We start from the raw sequence: 15,068 nt of genomic DNA, 5'->3' as shown, positions 1-15,068 counted from the left end.
GATTTTCGTACACTAATGGAACCCACAACGATACTCCTGTTCGCAGCGGCCGCGGTCGCGAGCCTCTTCATGGCGTGGGTCATCGGCGCCGGCTCGAGCGGCGCGACCCCGTTCGCCCCAGCCGTCGGCGCGAACGCGATTCCGACGATGCGCGCGGCGTTTCTCGTCGGCATTCTCGGCTTCGCTGGCGCGGTGACGCAGGGCGGAAACGTCTCCGAAGCCGTCGGCAGCGGCCTCGTCGACGGGATCAGCCTCCCGGTCAGCGGCGTCATCGTCGTCCTGCTGATCGGTGCCGGGCTGATGGCGATCGGGATCTACACGGGGTATCCGATCGCGACCGCGTTCACCGTGACCGGGTCGGTTGTCGGCGTCGGCCTCGCACTCGGCGGCGATCCGGCCTGGGGGAAGTACGCCGAAATCGGCGCGGTCTGGGTCCTTACACCGTTCGTGGGCGGGGGAATCGCCTACGGTATCGCGAGTGTTCTTCCGCGACCGGACGTTCCCGAGGCGACGAGCGTTCCGATTCTCGCTGGCGTCGTTGGCCTCGTGGTCGCGAACCTCGAGTTCGCATTCCTCGCATCGGTTGGCGGAACGCTCGCCGCCGGCGGCGCCACCGCGATTCCGTTCGACGGTACCGCCGCCACGGTCGCAGTCTCGCTGGGTTTCGGAGCCGTCGCTGCGGCCGTCGTCCGCTGGGACGTCAGTCGCGACGAGGCCGGCGGTCTGCGCCGGTTCCTCCTCTCGCTGGGCGCGCTCGTGGCGTTCTCGGCGGGCGCGAGTCAGGTCGGTCTGGCCGTCGGACCGCTGTTCCCGCTACTCGAGGAGCTGCCGACGGTGTCGCCGATCGTGGTCCTGCTCGGCGGCGGCGTCGGAATCCTCGTTGGCTCGTGGACGGGCGCCCCGCGAATGATCAAGTCGATCTCCCAGGAGTACGCGTCGCTGGGGCCGCGTCGCTCGATCGCGACGCTCGTCCCTTCGTTTCTCATCGCACAGAGCGCGGTTCTGCTGGGAGTCCCGGTCTCGTTCAACGAGATCATCGTGAGTGCGATCGTCGGCAGCGGGGCCGCGGTCGCCGGCGGAGCCGGCGTCAGTCCGCGAAAGCTGGGCCTCACCGTTACCGCCTGGGTCGGATCGTTCATACTCGCGTTCGGTCTCGGCTACGGGTCGATGCTTCTTCTGGACCTCTGAAGCTGCAGGACGCGTTCGGCCCTTCTTCGATCACCGTCTGTTTTCGATCGAATCTCGGTCGGAATAGCGGGTTGCCTATACGCTTTCGAGAAGCTACGGTAGCAATCGGCCGATCGACGGCCGGTTCGACGCGACGACGCGATAGACGAACTCGCGGACGGGTGCATATCCAGGAATACGACGAAACAGCGGAAAAAACTGCGATGGCAGAAGGCCGGTCCGTTCGTAGGCGCGTTCCATCGCTGCCCCACAGGAGTAGGTCGTCTCGTCGGTAACCAGATGCGCACACGCCTCGTAGTCGAGCGGCAAGCGCGCTTGCAGGCCGTCCGTGAGTTCCGAAAAGCCGACGATGTCAATCGCCGCGCGGCGGTCCACGAACCGCGCTGCACGAGTACAGACCCCGCAATCGTCGTCGTAGACGAGCGTCGGTGGTGACATTCTCGAGCCGAAGGCGTGGATACCGATGAGGTTCTCAAGCCACTAAACTCTCAACCCCAACGACTACCCTTACGCTTCCCGTTCGGGTTCTCATGCCATCGGAGTCGGCCGACGTTCGCGTGTGGCTGGTCGAGCGCGATTACGACAATCGAGACCTCATCATCCTCACCTATGCGACTCCTGACGGAACTCGAACCTTCCGAAAGGAACTCGCAGTACAGGCGGTCGACCTGGACACGGTCACTGCCGCGAAGGACGTCTCTCCCGATGACCTCGCGACCGTCGAGGATCCAGACGTTCGCGACCGGTATGCCGACGAAGCAGCGCGCATGGTGGAGGAACACGATCCCGACGAGACGATATAGTTGTGGCAGATGACCGGACCCGATCTGTCCCGACGGCGACTACTCGAGCGTACGGCGGGAACGCTCGCGATCGCCGCGCTGGCCGGCTGTAGCGACCTCGGTTGGGACATTGACTCGAGCGACGTCAACAGGACCGACAAGAACGACGGCGGAGACGTGACCGACGGCGACGACCTCCCCCTCCGTGAGGCGAACGTCGTCGAGGTGAGCGTTAACGACGGAGACGCGTACGCGTTCGACGTGGCGCTTCACCACGACGACGGCGAGGACGGCTACACGAACTGGTGGCAGGTCGAGCGCCTCAACGGGACGCTCCTCGGTTGGCGCGACCTGACACCCCCCACTCCGAACAGCCGTTCACTCGTTCTGAGTGCGTTAAAGTGCCTGACGACGTCTCGTGTGTCATTGTCCACGGTTACGACGAGATCCACGGCTACGGTGGACGAGCGATGCTTGTCGCACTCCAGTCAGGCGAGACGCGGGTCGCCGACCAGGGATCGTTCGCTTGCTCGTTCGGCGAGCGCGACTGTCCGTAACGGTCTCGCGAGTCCCGCGCTGCGACGGTCATCGCCGGTGGTCGGTCAGTAGATGCGCTCGGTCGCGATCTCGGCGCCCTCGACGAGCGCCTCGAGTTTTGCCCACGCGATCTCGGGGTCGACCATGCCGAGGCCGGCCTGCGTGCCGAAGCCGCAGTCGGGCGCGGCGACGATCGGCGTCGACTCGTCGACCGCGTCCGCGACGCGCTCGAGGCGGTCCGCGATCGTCTCCGGGTGGTCGATGATGTTCGTCTTGACGTCGACGACGCCGGGCATCAGCGTCCAGCCGTCGGGAAGCGGCTGTTCGGCGAACGCGCGGTACTCGTGCTGGTGGCGGGGGTTGGCCTGTTCGACGCTCAGTCCAGTGATATCGGCCTCGTAGATCTCCGGCAGGAGGTCAACGAGGTCCGCGTCGAGGTGGTGGGGGCCCTCGTAGCTCCCCCAGCAGGTGTGGAGGCGGACCTGCTCAGCGGGGATGTTCTCGAGGGCCTCGTTGAGCGCCTCGACGTGGAGACGCGTGGCTGCTCTGATCTCCTCGAGCGGTTCGTCCGCGTAGGCCGCCGTCTGGCCAATGGTGAGGAGTTCGGGCGCGTCGATCTGGAGGGTCATTCCGGTCTCGGCGACCAGTTCGTACTCCGCTTGCATCGCGTCCGCGACGGCGAAGAGGAACTCCTCGTAGGTGTCGTAGTACTCGTTGACGTGCGTGGTTGCGACGATGCTCGGCGACGCCGAGGTCACGAACGTCCCCTCGAAGTCGGCGTCGACGGCCGCGAGCGCGTCTCGGAACTCCTCGAGTTCGTCCTCGGCTTCCCCGTGGCCGGTGTACTCGATGGGACCGTCGATGACGGGCTGCATCGAGAGATCGATGACGTCCGTCTTGAACGTCTCCTCGGCGTACTCGGGGAACTCCTGAAGATCCGCCCAGAGCTCCTGTTCGCGCTTCCCGTCAATCCCGCTCAGACGGTCCGCAACGTACCAGTTGAACGAGACCCGCGACTGTTCGCCGTTATTGATGACGTCGAGCCCGACCTCGGCCTGTCGCTCGACGACGGCCCGCGTGGCCTCCGCGACAGTTTCGTTCCAGTCGTCCTCGTCGACCGGTTCGTCGTTCTGACGCGCCTCGAGGAGGTCGAGAAGCGCCGGCGGGCGTGGGAGGCTCCCGATGTGCGTCGTTCGGATTCGGTCTTCGGTGGTCGTCATTGGGTACTCTTGTGAGTAATAGTTTCAGCAGACAATATAACTGGTGGTATTCTCACGATCGACGACGGTCACGGTGGTTCGATAGCGCCTACGACGTTCGAAAACAGCGAAATTCCGTCGAGGGCGCCGAATTAGTCCGGAATCATCGTCAGTGGTACGCCTGTTCGCCGGCCTCGATCGGGACCTCGAGCCAGTTCTCCGTCGGCGGGAGCGGGCACTCGTAGCGATCCGAGTACGCGCACGTCGGATTGTACGCCTCGTTGAAGTTGAGGATCCAGTTTTCGTCGCCCGTTCGGTGGGCGTCGCCTTCGAGGTCGAGGTACCGACCGGCGCCATAGGTCTCGTCGCCGCTGGTCGCGTCTCGGAACGGGACCCAGAGCCGATCGTCGTCTGGATCCGCCTTGTAGGCCTGCAGTGTGATGTCTTCGCCGTCGACGGTGAATCGGAACTCGCCCCACCGAAGGTACTTCCGCTCGCCGTCGGTGCTCGTCCCAACGGTGACCGGTTCAGGGTCGTTGTACTCGTGCAGCGGCAGTTCGAACCGGTATGCCTCGTCGATCGGGTAATACTCGAGGCCGTCGAACGACTCGCGCTTGTCCGACGGAATCGGCGAGTGCGGGTCGCCGCCGAAGTACCGGTCTTTCTCTTCCCGTTGCGTCTCGATCGCTCGCCGCCAATCGGTGGTCATGGCTGAAGGTCAGTGTGTCGTGGTCGTGTCGCCGGTCCCCGTATTTAGGTCGGACCAGGACGCTGTTCAGATAATCACTATCGACTGCCGTGGCCTCGGCAGGTGCGTCACTACGCGTGTTGCTCGATTAGCCCCTCCAGCGTTCCGCGGTCCTGGACGCCGACCATCCGCTCGACCGGCTGGCCGTCGGCGTAGAGGACGAGCGTCGGGACGCCGCGAGCGCCCAGTTGCTGGGCGATCTGCTGGTGAGCGTCGACGTCGACCTTCGCGACGGCGGCGTCGGTCTCCGCGGCGAGGGCCTCGATCGTCGGCTCCATCATCTGACAGGGGCCACACCAGTCGGCGTAACAGTCCACGAGGACAACGTCGTGCTCTCCGACGACCTCGTCGAGGTGACCCTGGCCTGTGATCGCGATTGGCTCGTCGGGTGCGGTGCTCTCCCTGTCGGCCGTATCGAGGCCCCCGCCGTTCTCGAGACGTTCCTGCAGCTCTCGCTTCTTCTGTTCACGGATCCGTTGGCGTTCGTTGTTTGCGGAGTCGCTCATCGATCGACGGTACGGTTTCCACAGCAATAACGGTTTTGTGAACTAACTACAATATCATATGGCCGGTTTGGACTCGCACTGGTCTCGTCGCGGATCGCCGGCCGACTCTCACATCGTTCGGGCTGAGCAGACCGGGAACAGATCGTCCTCGAGTCCAGTAATGAACCATACCACGGCGTTGACACCGCCCGTTTGATTGGGTAGTGCAGTACCGTATCGACCGCTCTCGTGGCTGCTGCGGTGACCCAAGACCGCTTCGTCGCGTCTCGCACCTCCTCCCATTCCGTTTGTCGTTGGTGAACTGCCAACGGTGCATCTCCGCGACCGTTTCCGACTCGAGGATCCGCTCAGTATCGACGGCTCCGCCGTGAAGGTGTACCCGGACGAACCGTGCCATGTCAGTCGCGGTCGCGCTCATCGCACCAGTCGGTGCCATTCCGACGAACTCGAAGGGACGGTCCTCGAATCTGCCGTCTGCGGCCGTGTACCCCGTTGCGAGATCAGCGAAAAGCACGTCCGGGACCGGCTGGGCGAACGTGCTCCGATCCATCGAGAGAGCGCACTGCCGGACAGAAGTGGCGGCGTCCCGCTCGGAATGCATCCACCCGCGTACTACTTCTCCCGTCGCAAGCGTTCGCGGCGCTCTTCGAACTCCTCGTCGGTGAGGTCACCGCGAGCGTAGGCGGTTCTCAGTTCCTCGAGTGCAGGGTCCGTCCGTTGCCCGCCCGAGTGCCGAACCGCACTGTACAGGAGATATCCGAGACCGAGGAGCACCAACAACGGAATAATCAACATGAGGAGCCACATCCACGTGGCTCCGGTGCCGTCCCACATCCCGCCGTTCCACATGTGGCCCCCACTCCAGACTCCCATCATGGGCATCGCGAGAGCCATCATGAGAAACGGTAAGAGAAGGATCGCGGCGATAATGATTAGCAGCGTCCGAACCAGAGAATCGTCGGTTGCCATATGTTCTCCTTTGGTTGCCAGAGTCTTGAACGGTATGGTGGATACCGATTCCCGGGAACTGGTCGTCTGTCTGCATCAGGGAAATCAGTCGGTTTCCCTCGACGGCCATTCTCGAGCATCGGATTCGACTAACCCGTACAGTATTCGCCGTCGTGTGTCCAGTTCGTCGAGTTCGGTCTCGAATTCGTCGTCCGATATGGTCGGGATACCCTCCTCACGGAGGTGGCGAAGATTCGGCGGGGGTGGTTGGCTGTCCGCGGATTCGACGAACCCTTCGTGGAGTGTCTCGAGATAATTCTCGATGCTCGTGCGGGCGTTTCGAACCGTGATTTCGTTCGGCCGCTGTCGTTTCGGAATGCCGAACCGGAGAAGCGTCAACGCCTCATCGAGGACTACGATTTCGACGATCGGCGATCGATCCGGCCGGGCGCTGTGAAAGTAGTGAAGGATCGGGTAGGCCTTGTGATTCTCGGTGAGGGTCGCGAGCTGCGTCGCGACGGTATTCAGCGGTACCTCGAGTCCTCGAAATTCCTCGCCGGTCCAACTCGTTCGAACGAGTTCCTCACTACGGGTCCCGAACGCGCTCACGGTGCTGGCGAACGCGCGTTTCTGGGTGACCGCCTCAAGGACAGAAAGCGCGTAGGTGACGATCAGGGTGACGAAGAGCAATCCGCTCCCAGTCGCGAGTATCGTGACGAATTGCCAGCGTCCTGTTGTGGGAGCAAAGTCTCCGATACCCAATGTGAATATCGTATAACCGGTAAAATAGAGACGATCGGACCACGAAACTGACCCTCGGTTGAGCGTATCGATGAGGGCGTTCTCGACGCTGGCGAAGACGAGTGTCCAACCGCCCCAGAGCAGCACGATCCATATCGTGAGGGTCAGCACAAAGAGTAACGGTCCGGACAGGCTGAGCAGTCTGGGGTTCTGACCACCTATTCGTCGTAGCGTGCGCCACGTCCACGCCATCAGTCGAGACGTGAGCGGACCGGCACCCCCTTCGACCCAGAGCGTCGTCCAGACGATATCGATGACAGTGGCAGCGAGAAGGGCGACACCGAGCGCAAGCAGGGCGACGTTCATTACTGACTAATCGTTGCTGTGATTCGCGTTACGAGTGATTCGTATCCGACTCGAGAGGCGATCGCCATAGCGTAGTCGGGCCGAGATATAGAAAGTGTACCCGGCTAGTGAAGAGACGAGAACGCAAACATTCACGGCGGACTAGCAGTGCATGCTGTCCGTCACGAGAAAACCGGAACGATCAGAAGTCTCTTGCAGTGATCTGAGGTCCGGTGTTTGAGACGAGACCATCGCTGTGTGACAATCGCCACTTTTGAAGACGGAGGTTTGGCGGATGCTACGACAGAGCTGGGCAGACGGTGATTGCTGAGGTGATCGCAATCCAGCGTTTCTGTACGCAACCTGCCCCTCTGATTGCTGATCGTGTGAAACGGTCGACCGATAGGCTGCAAGTTGAACAATTATTCCACTGAACCTACTAGTCGCTCACACGTGGCTATGACTTCCGAGAAATCGACTCCCACTAATGACGAGATCGAGAATCAGATTCAGCAGGTAGGAAACTACTCCCGCGCAGTCCGTGTCGGCTACCTTGTGATCGTGAGCGCATTTCTCTTGGCGATCATAGGCGTTCTGCCGGCGAATCTTGAGAGTGTCTCTCAGGCAATTGAATCGATACTCCTTCCGCTCATTTTCGTCGGATTGGGACTAATATTGTACGGTATCGGGATGCACCTACATCTCATGCACCTGAATCTCGTTCGCCAACTACAGCCGAGCGATGTTGATGAAACACAATCACTCGGCGAGAACTCAGAATAGCACAGGCCGCTGACTGTGAGCAGCTTTGAACGCGATATCCCGACGACGGTGTATACAACGCTTTTCTCGTCGAGTCCGGAAATCACACTCGAGTTGACGACGTCTGCGTGCGGACTGACCACCGCTGTTCGACGATCTTCAGCAGATAGTACCCCCAGAGTGAGAGGAGGACAGTGAATCCCGAGCCGTGCAGTAGCGCCGACCACGACTGGTCCTGATAGAAGAAACCGATCCCGACGGCGAGGACCGCGAGGTTCCAGGCAAGGACGGACTTCGGTCCGACGGCCGACGGGAGACGCTTCGCGGGGACGAGTCCGTCGCCGCCGTCACCTCGAGCGGTTCCGTGGGGCCACTCGAGAGTGTAGGCGACGAGCAGCGAGCCTGCGAGCGCGATTGGAAGCGCCCAGCCGATGAAAAGGAAGTGCAATGCGCCGGTCTCGATCCACGGGTCGGGGATACCGAGTGGCATACCGAACAAGACGAACGGGGCGAAGCTCGCCGGGCCGAGGATCCACAACTGTGCGACGAGCACCGAGAGCGCTGTCCCGCTCGGCGTGCCGGCCCGGTAGGTTTGAGCGAGCGTGTAAATATAGAGAACGTAGCCGGCGGCGTACAGTACTAGTCCGATCGCGGTCACCGTCTTCCCCATGCCGAGCACCGGTCCGACGACGAGCGGGACGATACCGAGTGCAAACAGCGGGAACGAGTATCGTTTCAGGCGGTCGCTGTATAGCTCCGCGTCCACGAGTCGCGGAAAGAGATCGTACAGCGTGCCGATCGCCGCGAGGCCCAGAAACCCCCACGCGTTGGCGTGGACGTGTGACTCCCGGAGTCCGTACCAGCCGCCGGGGACGTCCCAGCCGTGGCTGTACAGTCCGAACGCGAACGTGAGCCCGATCAGGTAGACGAACGGTGAGAGGAGGTAAAGGCCAATGGTCGGGTCGCGCGCTCGCCCGCCGTCGCTTCTGTGTACCATCAGGAGAACGACAGCGAACAGCCAGCCCGTGAGCAGCCAGATTGTCCCAAGACCGATGTCGAACCACAGCGGCTCGCCAAAGGCACGACCGTACCAGGCGAGTAGTACGGCGCCGTTCAATCCGAGAAAAACGGCTTTGATAGCCGTTTCTGACGGTCCCGGTTGCCCGAGTTTCCGCGCCGTCAGTTGTGGCAGCGTGCCGAAGAGCAACTGCGTGAACGCGCCGATTGTAACGAAGTGGATGTGCGTCCACGTGATCCACGACACCTGCGGAACGAGTTCGAACGCTTGAAGGCCCTGATAGAGAGCGAGCGCGAAACCGACAAACAGGAAGGCGATGCCAGCAACGTGAAACGGCGTCAGAGTGAGCGTCGGTCCATCAGCCGTCCGCCGGGTGGATCGGTGTTCGGAGTCGCTTGGACGTGGGTCGCACGGATCCGTATTAGCCATACACGTTCGTTTGATCGGCCGCTGTGTATCCGTTGTCGCGAATATTGCAGGGTGCTTCGAACATGTTCGAAGCGTATGCTACGGTGTTCGACTGCCAATCATCAATACTGATGCCACGGGCGAAACTCACCGTCCAACTCCCCGAATCCCTCTGGATCCACGAGATTTCGACGGCCTATCCCGACACTACGTTTCGAGTCAGTTCAGTGCTGCCGGGATCGGACGTCGCGATCGGTGTCATCGAACTGGCGGCGTCGAATCCGGTCCCGATACTCGCCGCGATCGACGAGCGGAGCGATATTCGGGACCTCGAGTTGCTCTGGAAGCACGACGAGACCGCACTCCTGCAGGTCGAGACATCGAATCCGTCACTGCTCGTTCCCATGCAGCAGGCCGGCGTTCCAATGGAGGCGCCGTTTGCGGTCGAAGACGGCGTGGTGACTTGGGAACTGACGACGAGTGCGGACCGGTTATCGATGCTCGGCGACGCGTTCGATGAGCATGGCATCGAATACCACATCGAGTACGTACATGCCGTCGCCGCGAGCGACGCAGAGAATCTATTGACGGATCGACAGCTCGAGGTCTTCCGCACCGCTCTCGAGGCGGGGTACTACGACGTTCCCCGCGAGGCGACGCTGACGGACGTCGCGTCGGCGCTCGGCGTGACCAAGTCGACCTGTAGCGATGTCCTGCATCGCGCGGAGAGCGCGATCGCACACTGGTTTGCCGACGAACGCGTCGACTCCATCTCTCACGACCGGTGAACCGGTTCACGCTCGAGTGAGCCGACGGTTCGCCCTCGTTACGCCGTTCGATCCGGCGGAACGAGCATAACGTTGCCGTCCGCCCGTGCGACGATATCTTCGGAGACGCTCCCGAGCAAGAGTCTGCGGAGCCTGCTGTGACCGCGCGAGCCGACGAGAATCGTCGTCGGTTCGTACTCGACTTCCGCAGCGAGAATCTCGTCCGCCGGATCACCTTGACGGACCGCCGTTCGCGTCTCGATCTCCCAGTCCTTGAGTTTGGTCGCCAACTTCACCAGTCGCGCTTCGGGGTCGGCGCCCTCTGGAAGCGCCGGATCCTTCGGCGTTTCAACGTGGACTAGCGTCGCCTCCTGCGTCGCGTGACGGAGGTACGAGAACGCCTCGAACGCCCGCTCGGCGTTCTCCGAGAAGTCCGTCGCGAACAGCATCCGCCGAAACAGGTGTTCGCGGACGACGGCTGGCTCGTCCGCCCCGCGTTCGATCCGGTTGACTAGCAGTGGGACGATCGTCGTTCGCGCGAGATTGCGTGCAGTCGATCCGATAACGCGGTTCTCAAGCGGACTCTTTCCGCGCGAGCCGATGACTGTAAGGCTAGCGCCGACCGCCTCTGCGATCCCGTTGATGCGTCGATGGGGCGTCCCGCGAACGACGTGTGCTTCGACGTCGAAGCCCGCGTCTTCGATGACGCTGCGATAGCGATCGAGCGCTCGCTCGCGTCGCGCTGCGAAGTCGATACCGGGCATCCCCGCGTGGACGTTCGACGGGATCACGGTCACGAGGTGGATCTCCTCGACGCCGATTCGGCCGAGACACTCGAGACAGGTCTCGCTCTCGATCGTCGCCTCGCTGGCGGCCGAGAGATCGGTCGCACAGATCGCTATCATACCGGTCGTAGGCTTCGGACGCATAATATTGTTTGTGCAAACCAATACCTACTCCGAATTATCAGTCGTAACCGATCTGTAGGTATTGCGACGCCGACTCCGTCTCGCCACGAATCCGCTGACACCGCGTTCCGACCGCGCGCCAGCGGAAGGAGTCTCCGTCGGTTCGTTCCTCGGCTCCGTATAACTTACTGGAATATTCTCGTTGGATAGCCGTGAGATAGACTGCAGTAATATTGTGCGGAATTCCCAAAAGTGTTATATCCGTCCTCCGGATAGACGATACCGAGTAGAAACCTATGCTCCGCACACAATCGGGCGACGGAGGTCGGTATCGATGATCGACCTCGCAGCGTATTCGTCAGCAGTACAGTCAGGCGCCCTCGTTGGCGCTGTCCTCCTCGAGGCGTTCGTCCTCTACGTCGGGTACGGCGCGCTCGAGCGAGTCGCAGCGCCGATCGTCGAGAGAATCACACGCGCATAGATGGAGCTATTCGGAATCGCCCTGATGACGCTCGCACTGTTCGTAAGCTTCGGCTTCATGGTCGGCGTCCTATTCGGCTTCTTTGGCATGGGCGGTTCGTTCCTCGTCACACCGGCGTTACTCGTGATGGGATATCCCGCCAGAGTCGCCGTCGGGAGCGGCATGGCCTTCGTCTTCGGGACGGCCATGATCGCGACGCTGAAACACCGCGACCTCGGCCAGGTCGACTACAAACTTGGCGGACTGATGATTGTCGGGACGACAAGCGGTATCGAGGTAGGGAGTCGGATAGTGTACTATCTCGAGGAATTGGGACTCGCCAGTGGTGCCATCGGCATCACGTACGTCGTCCTGTTGGGTGCGGTCGGGCTGTTCGTCACCCGAAATGCGCTCGTAAACGACGGCGGAGACGATTCGAGTGGCAGCCACCACGAGTCCGACGGGGAGATCGATCCGGACGCGATTCCACCCCTCGCGAAGCGGATTCAGTCTTACCGTATCCCGCCGATGATGACAGTTGCCGGCGGGATCCAGGTCTCGCTCTGGTTGATTCTGGTCGTCGCGTTCGCCACGGGTCTGCTGTCGGGTTTCCTGGGTGTCGGTGGCGGTTTCATCAAGATGCCCGCCATGGTCTACCTCATCGGTGTCCCGGTTCCCATCGCGGTCGGGACCGACCTCTTCGAGATCGTCTTCTCGGGCGGGTTCGGCGCGTTCACCTACGGACTCAACGGCGGCGTCGACCTCTCGATCGTCGCACCGCTGCTCGCTGGGAGTGCGCTCGGTGCCCGGATCGGCTCGGCCGCGACCGGTATCGTCGACGAAGACGACATCAAGATCTACTTCGGGCTAATGCTGGTCGGCGGTTCGATCGCCGTCGCGTTCCGTCAGGCAGGCGACTACCTCGGGATGGACGTACTGAATACGGTCAGCTTCGCGCTGATCCTGCTCTCGGCGTTCATGGTCAGCGGGGCCGTGATCTACAGCACGATCACGACGATGCGAGCGCAGTCGAACGCAGCTGCGACATCCGTGGACTGACGCTATAGCCGCCGCTCGTACCGTTTCTATCTCGGTTCATCGAGATTGTACAATATTCGCACAACCCTTATACCGACGCAGTCCCTACCGGTTAGTAGTACAATGGCTAGTTCGATGGCGGAACAACTGCAGCAGGATATGGAGTGCGAAGGGCTACTCGAGTGTATTCACGGGCTCAAGCAACTCGACAAGGACTGTTTCCGCGTGATGGTCGAGAGCGAGGAAGCGCTGACGATCGACGAGGTTGCCGAGCAGGTCGACCGCGAGCGTTCGACCGCATACCGATCGATCCAACGGTTGCTCCAGAGCGGCTTCATCCAGAAAGAGCAGATCAACTACGAGCAGGGCGGCTACTACCACGTCTACTACCCGACGGATCCGACCCAGATCGCGAACGATATGCAGCGAAAGCTCAACGACTGGTACGCGAAGATGGGGCAACTCATCCAGGAATTCGAGAACAAGTACGAACACGCCGAAGCTGACACCGAGATCCCCGCCCAGAGCTAATCGTCTACCGGCCGCGACTCACGTTCACGCTCACTCTCCACGAATCGCTTCGAGATCGTTTCGCTGAGGGGAGCCTCCCGCCGAGCCAACCGCTTCAGCGGCGGGTCGTCGAATCGTCGTTGTCGTCACCATCGCCGTCGTTCGGTCGGACGGTGAACGGCCGCATCATGTCGTGGTCCTCGTGTTCGATCATGTGGCAGTGCCACATGTACGTGCCCGTCTGGTCGTTGAACAGCCCGTCGTGCTCGCCGAAATGGACGATCACGTGGACGATTTCACCGGGATCGACGGTGATCACGTCGTTCCATCCTCGTTCGTACGGCTCGGGTGCCTCGAGCGCCTCGAGATCGATCTCGTCCTCGTCCGGATCGTAGTCCCCCATCGATTGTCGTCCCAACATCTGGAAGTGCACGAGGTGGAGGTGCATCGGATGGGACATTGAGCTCCGGTTGGCGAAACTCCAGATCTCGGTGTCACCGAGCGTGGGTTCCTCAGTCACGGGGTCGTCGATCTCGAGGCCGTCCCGCTCATCTGCCGTTCCGAGCAAGTGGAGCAGCCGGCCGTAGTCGTCGGTCGCACCGCCGTTGAGCGTGAGATATCGCTCGTTGTCGACCGAATCGACCGGGATGTCCGGAACGCGGGTCAGTTCGTCGGGGACTTCGGACGCGTCCTGTGAGTTCCCGTCATCGCCGACGTCCACGACCATGATCTCGGGGAGCGAAACGATGTCGTCGTCGTCCCCCAAACCCGTCCTGCCGCGATACTGAGCGGGCGCGTCGTTGTGGAGCAGCAGCGTCTCACCGGCGTGTTCGGCAAAGTCGACGACGACATCGGCGCGCTGGCCTGCACCGAGTTCGAGGCGGTCCTCGATCTCGACCGGCGTCGAGAGGAGGCCGCCGTCGTTTCCGATCTGGACGAACGACGGCCCGTCATCGCCGGCCTCGCCCGACGACTCGTCGTATTGGCGGAGTTTGAGAGTGTAGTATCGGCTATTCGACCCGTTGAGGAGCCGGAATCGATACGATCTGGGTTCGACGGAGAGGCGCGGCCAGGCCTTCCCGTTGACGACGGACGTGTCCCCATAGAACTGCGGAACGATACTCGGATCGGGAAGCGACTCGTCGCTGCCGGCTTGCTCGTCCGAGATGGCCGTCGGATAGAACAGCGATCCGTCCTCCTCGAAACTCCGATCCTGGAAAACGAGCGGGATCTCGTACTCGCCCTCGGGCAGATCGAGGCTCCGTTCGTGGTCGTTCCGCAGGAGGTAGAACCCCGCAAGTCCGGCGTACACGTTGAGCCGTGTGATACCGAGCGAGTGGTCGTGATACCACAGCGTCGCCGGCGGCTGGTCGTTCACGTAGTAGTAGTCTTTCTTCTGGAACTCGGGGCCCGTCTCTTCGAAGTTCCGAGTGTACCACGCCTGCGCGTGCCCGTCGCTTTCGGACTCGACGTTTCCGCCGTGGAGGTGCGTTACGGTCCGGACGCCCGGCATATCGTACGGAATGATATCGCTGTGGATCGTCGTGTCTACGGGGAGGAGGTGCTCGTCCGGGAGGCCGTTCGTCCAGCGAACGTAGATCGGTTCGCCCTGCTCGGCTTCGATCGTCGGGCCGGGAAACTGCCCGTCGTAGCCCCAGACGGTCGTCGCCGGGAGATCGCGGTGGAGTTTCTGTTCGACCTCGCGCATCTCGATCTCGTATTGGGGCTGTCCGTCCTTCGTTCCGGACGGTTCCACGACGCCCGGTCGGGGGACCTCGTCGACCCACTTCTCGAGGTCCGGCGACGAGTGGTCCGTTATCGTCGTCGCGCTCTCGGCTCGAGACGGATTCGTCGGCGCCGAACAGCCCGCGAGAGCCGAGATACCCGTGGCACCGGCTGCGATGCAGAGCTCCCGGCGTGAGATACTCGGTCCGGTCGGCTCAGTCTGATCACCCATGATTCAATCGTATCTATGAATACCCCGTATATGCAGTTCCGGCCAATTCCTACTTCGTCGGAATCGGAACAGGGGACATCGTCGTTCGACCCTATTGGCGGCTCGTTCAGGATTTTCGGCGTCTTCCGTAGGACAATGAGATCGTCGTGTGGGCCCACCAGGTCCGGTGTGCAGACGAATCGGCTGCGTCGCTCGCTCGAGTCGAGCGCGCCCGAACTGACCGACGAACTTAAGAAGCGTCGTCGT

At 61.9% G+C, this 15,068-nt stretch carries 18 protein-coding genes; 8 read left to right on the top strand and 10 right to left on the bottom strand.

Going from position 1 to position 15,068, the window contains the following annotated elements; all coding sequences use genetic code 11:
* Window positions 1-15: 15 nt before the first annotated feature.
* The gene (locus tag HYG81_RS43945) at window positions 16-1,188 is read left to right on the top strand and encodes an inorganic phosphate transporter (RefSeq protein ID WP_226778654.1); all 1,173 of its coding nucleotides are present in this window, start codon (window positions 16-18) and stop codon (window positions 1,186-1,188) included.
* Window positions 1,189-1,281: 93 nt separating this feature from the next.
* Here the strand turns inward: HYG81_RS43945 and HYG81_RS43940 are convergent, their stop codons facing one another.
* Window positions 1,282-1,626, bottom strand: coding sequence for a thiol-disulfide oxidoreductase DCC family protein (locus HYG81_RS43940; protein ID WP_006111098.1), 345 nt, complete (start codon window positions 1,624-1,626; stop codon window positions 1,282-1,284).
* A gap of 92 nt (window positions 1,627-1,718) precedes the next feature.
* Here HYG81_RS43940 and HYG81_RS43935 point away from each other — a divergent pair, with 92 nt between their 5' ends.
* Entirely contained in the window at window positions 1,719-1,991 is a 273-nt protein-coding gene (locus tag HYG81_RS43935; RefSeq protein WP_006111099.1) for a DUF7967 family protein, read from the top strand.
* A 39-nt stretch (window positions 1,992-2,030) separates the two neighbouring features.
* On the opposite strand, the gene HYG81_RS45650 is transcribed toward HYG81_RS43935, so the two are convergent.
* Window positions 2,031-2,243, bottom strand: a complete 213-nt coding sequence (locus HYG81_RS45650; RefSeq protein WP_340674459.1) for a hypothetical protein — start codon at window positions 2,241-2,243, stop codon at window positions 2,031-2,033.
* A 128-nt stretch (window positions 2,244-2,371) separates the two neighbouring features.
* Between HYG81_RS45650 and HYG81_RS45645 the strand changes: the two genes are divergently transcribed.
* Window positions 2,372-2,527 carry a hypothetical protein gene (locus tag HYG81_RS45645; RefSeq protein WP_006111100.1) on the top strand — a complete coding sequence of 52 codons (156 nt, stop codon included), beginning with the start codon at window positions 2,372-2,374 and terminating at the stop codon, window positions 2,525-2,527.
* A gap of 45 nt (window positions 2,528-2,572) precedes the next feature.
* Here HYG81_RS45645 and HYG81_RS43925 read toward each other — a convergent pair whose 3' ends face one another.
* From HYG81_RS43925 to HYG81_RS43900, 5 genes are all read right to left on the bottom strand, one after another.
* On the bottom strand, window positions 2,573-3,727 hold the full coding sequence (locus HYG81_RS43925) for a cobalamin-independent methionine synthase II family protein (protein ID WP_226778653.1): 1,155 nt from the start codon (window positions 3,725-3,727) through the stop codon (window positions 2,573-2,575).
* 148 nt (window positions 3,728-3,875) lie between these two features.
* Complete coding sequence (locus tag HYG81_RS43920; protein WP_226778652.1) at window positions 3,876-4,415, bottom strand: DUF1684 domain-containing protein; 540 nt, start codon at window positions 4,413-4,415, stop codon at window positions 3,876-3,878.
* Window positions 4,416-4,525: 110 nt separating this feature from the next.
* Window positions 4,526-4,960 carry a thioredoxin family protein gene (locus tag HYG81_RS43915; protein ID WP_226778651.1) on the bottom strand — a complete coding sequence of 145 codons (435 nt, stop codon included), beginning with the start codon at window positions 4,958-4,960 and terminating at the stop codon, window positions 4,526-4,528.
* A 612-nt stretch (window positions 4,961-5,572) separates the two neighbouring features.
* On the bottom strand, window positions 5,573-5,929 hold the full coding sequence (locus HYG81_RS43905; RefSeq protein WP_226778650.1) for an SHOCT domain-containing protein: 357 nt from the start codon (window positions 5,927-5,929) through the stop codon (window positions 5,573-5,575).
* 84 nt (window positions 5,930-6,013) lie between these two features.
* Window positions 6,014-7,015: a potassium channel family protein gene (locus tag HYG81_RS43900; protein ID WP_226778649.1), complete on the bottom strand. Its 1,002-nt coding sequence runs from the start codon at window positions 7,013-7,015 to the stop codon at window positions 6,014-6,016.
* 438 nt (window positions 7,016-7,453) lie between these two features.
* Here HYG81_RS43900 and HYG81_RS43895 point away from each other — a divergent pair, with 438 nt between their 5' ends.
* Window positions 7,454-7,777 (top strand): hypothetical protein, encoded by a 324-nt coding sequence (locus HYG81_RS43895; RefSeq protein WP_226778697.1) that lies wholly within the window; start codon window positions 7,454-7,456, stop codon window positions 7,775-7,777.
* Window positions 7,778-7,859: 82 nt separating this feature from the next.
* Here the strand turns inward: HYG81_RS43895 and HYG81_RS43890 are convergent, their stop codons facing one another.
* Window positions 7,860-9,203: a hypothetical protein gene (locus tag HYG81_RS43890; protein ID WP_226778648.1), complete on the bottom strand. Its 1,344-nt coding sequence runs from the start codon at window positions 9,201-9,203 to the stop codon at window positions 7,860-7,862.
* A 110-nt stretch (window positions 9,204-9,313) separates the two neighbouring features.
* Here HYG81_RS43890 and HYG81_RS43885 point away from each other — a divergent pair, with 110 nt between their 5' ends.
* The gene (locus tag HYG81_RS43885) at window positions 9,314-9,970 is read left to right on the top strand and encodes a helix-turn-helix domain-containing protein (RefSeq protein ID WP_226778647.1); all 657 of its coding nucleotides are present in this window, start codon (window positions 9,314-9,316) and stop codon (window positions 9,968-9,970) included.
* Window positions 9,971-10,008: 38 nt separating this feature from the next.
* Here the strand turns inward: HYG81_RS43885 and HYG81_RS43880 are convergent, their stop codons facing one another.
* On the bottom strand, window positions 10,009-10,854 hold the full coding sequence (locus HYG81_RS43880) for a universal stress protein (RefSeq protein ID WP_226778646.1): 846 nt from the start codon (window positions 10,852-10,854) through the stop codon (window positions 10,009-10,011).
* A 337-nt stretch (window positions 10,855-11,191) separates the two neighbouring features.
* On the opposite strand from HYG81_RS43880, the gene HYG81_RS43875 reads away from it, so the two are divergent.
* The 3 genes from HYG81_RS43875 (at window position 11,192) to HYG81_RS43865 (ending at window position 12,886) form a co-directional block, all read left to right on the top strand.
* Window positions 11,192-11,338: a DUF7512 family protein gene (locus HYG81_RS43875; RefSeq protein ID WP_226778645.1), complete on the top strand. Its 147-nt coding sequence runs from the start codon at window positions 11,192-11,194 to the stop codon at window positions 11,336-11,338.
* Complete coding sequence (locus tag HYG81_RS43870) at window positions 11,339-12,376, top strand: sulfite exporter TauE/SafE family protein (protein ID WP_226778644.1); 1,038 nt, start codon at window positions 11,339-11,341, stop codon at window positions 12,374-12,376.
* 102 nt (window positions 12,377-12,478) lie between these two features.
* Window positions 12,479-12,886 (top strand): helix-turn-helix domain-containing protein, encoded by a 408-nt coding sequence (locus tag HYG81_RS43865; RefSeq protein ID WP_226778643.1) that lies wholly within the window; start codon window positions 12,479-12,481, stop codon window positions 12,884-12,886.
* Window positions 12,887-12,980: 94 nt separating this feature from the next.
* On the opposite strand, the gene HYG81_RS43860 is transcribed toward HYG81_RS43865, so the two are convergent.
* On the bottom strand, window positions 12,981-14,822 hold the full coding sequence (locus tag HYG81_RS43860) for a multicopper oxidase family protein (RefSeq protein WP_226778642.1): 1,842 nt from the start codon (window positions 14,820-14,822) through the stop codon (window positions 12,981-12,983).
* Window positions 14,823-15,068 lie beyond the last annotated feature (246 nt).

Source organism: Natrinema zhouii, from assembly GCF_013456555.2.
Classification (GTDB): domain Archaea; phylum Halobacteriota; class Halobacteria; order Halobacteriales; family Natrialbaceae; genus Natrinema; species Natrinema zhouii.
The sequence above is the reverse complement of the archived record's forward strand: the minus strand, read 5'-3'. Positions and strand labels throughout refer to the sequence as shown.

Bases quoted from the DNA above. Each gene is read 5' to 3' on its own strand.
- HYG81_RS43870 (WP_226778644.1), top strand. From the start codon at position 11,339: ATGGAGCTATTCGGAATCGCCCTGATGACGCTCGCACTGTTCGTAAGC.
- HYG81_RS43865 (WP_226778643.1), top strand. From the start codon at position 12,479: ATGGCTAGTTCGATGGCGGAACAACTGCAGCAGGATATGGAGTGCGAA.
- HYG81_RS43905 (WP_226778650.1), bottom strand. From the start codon at position 5,929: ATGGCAACCGACGATTCTCTGGTTCGGACGCTGCTAATCATTATCGCC.
- HYG81_RS43895 (WP_226778697.1), top strand. From the start codon at position 7,454: ATGACTTCCGAGAAATCGACTCCCACTAATGACGAGATCGAGAATCAG.
- HYG81_RS43875 (WP_226778645.1), top strand. From the start codon at position 11,192: ATGATCGACCTCGCAGCGTATTCGTCAGCAGTACAGTCAGGCGCCCTC.
- HYG81_RS43940 (WP_006111098.1), bottom strand. From the start codon at position 1,626: ATGTCACCACCGACGCTCGTCTACGACGACGATTGCGGGGTCTGTACT.
- HYG81_RS43885 (WP_226778647.1), top strand. From the start codon at position 9,314: ATGCCACGGGCGAAACTCACCGTCCAACTCCCCGAATCCCTCTGGATC.
- HYG81_RS43880 (WP_226778646.1), bottom strand. From the start codon at position 10,854: ATGATAGCGATCTGTGCGACCGATCTCTCGGCCGCCAGCGAGGCGACG.
- HYG81_RS43920 (WP_226778652.1), bottom strand. From the start codon at position 4,415: ATGACCACCGATTGGCGGCGAGCGATCGAGACGCAACGGGAAGAGAAA.
- HYG81_RS43935 (WP_006111099.1), top strand. From the start codon at position 1,719: ATGCCATCGGAGTCGGCCGACGTTCGCGTGTGGCTGGTCGAGCGCGAT.
- HYG81_RS43900 (WP_226778649.1), bottom strand. From the start codon at position 7,015: ATGAACGTCGCCCTGCTTGCGCTCGGTGTCGCCCTTCTCGCTGCCACT.
- HYG81_RS43945 (WP_226778654.1), top strand. From the start codon at position 16: ATGGAACCCACAACGATACTCCTGTTCGCAGCGGCCGCGGTCGCGAGC.
- HYG81_RS43890 (WP_226778648.1), bottom strand. From the start codon at position 9,203: ATGGCTAATACGGATCCGTGCGACCCACGTCCAAGCGACTCCGAACAC.
- HYG81_RS43915 (WP_226778651.1), bottom strand. From the start codon at position 4,960: ATGAGCGACTCCGCAAACAACGAACGCCAACGGATCCGTGAACAGAAG.
- HYG81_RS43925 (WP_226778653.1), bottom strand. From the start codon at position 3,727: ATGACGACCACCGAAGACCGAATCCGAACGACGCACATCGGGAGCCTC.
- HYG81_RS43860 (WP_226778642.1), bottom strand. From the start codon at position 14,822: ATGGGTGATCAGACTGAGCCGACCGGACCGAGTATCTCACGCCGGGAG.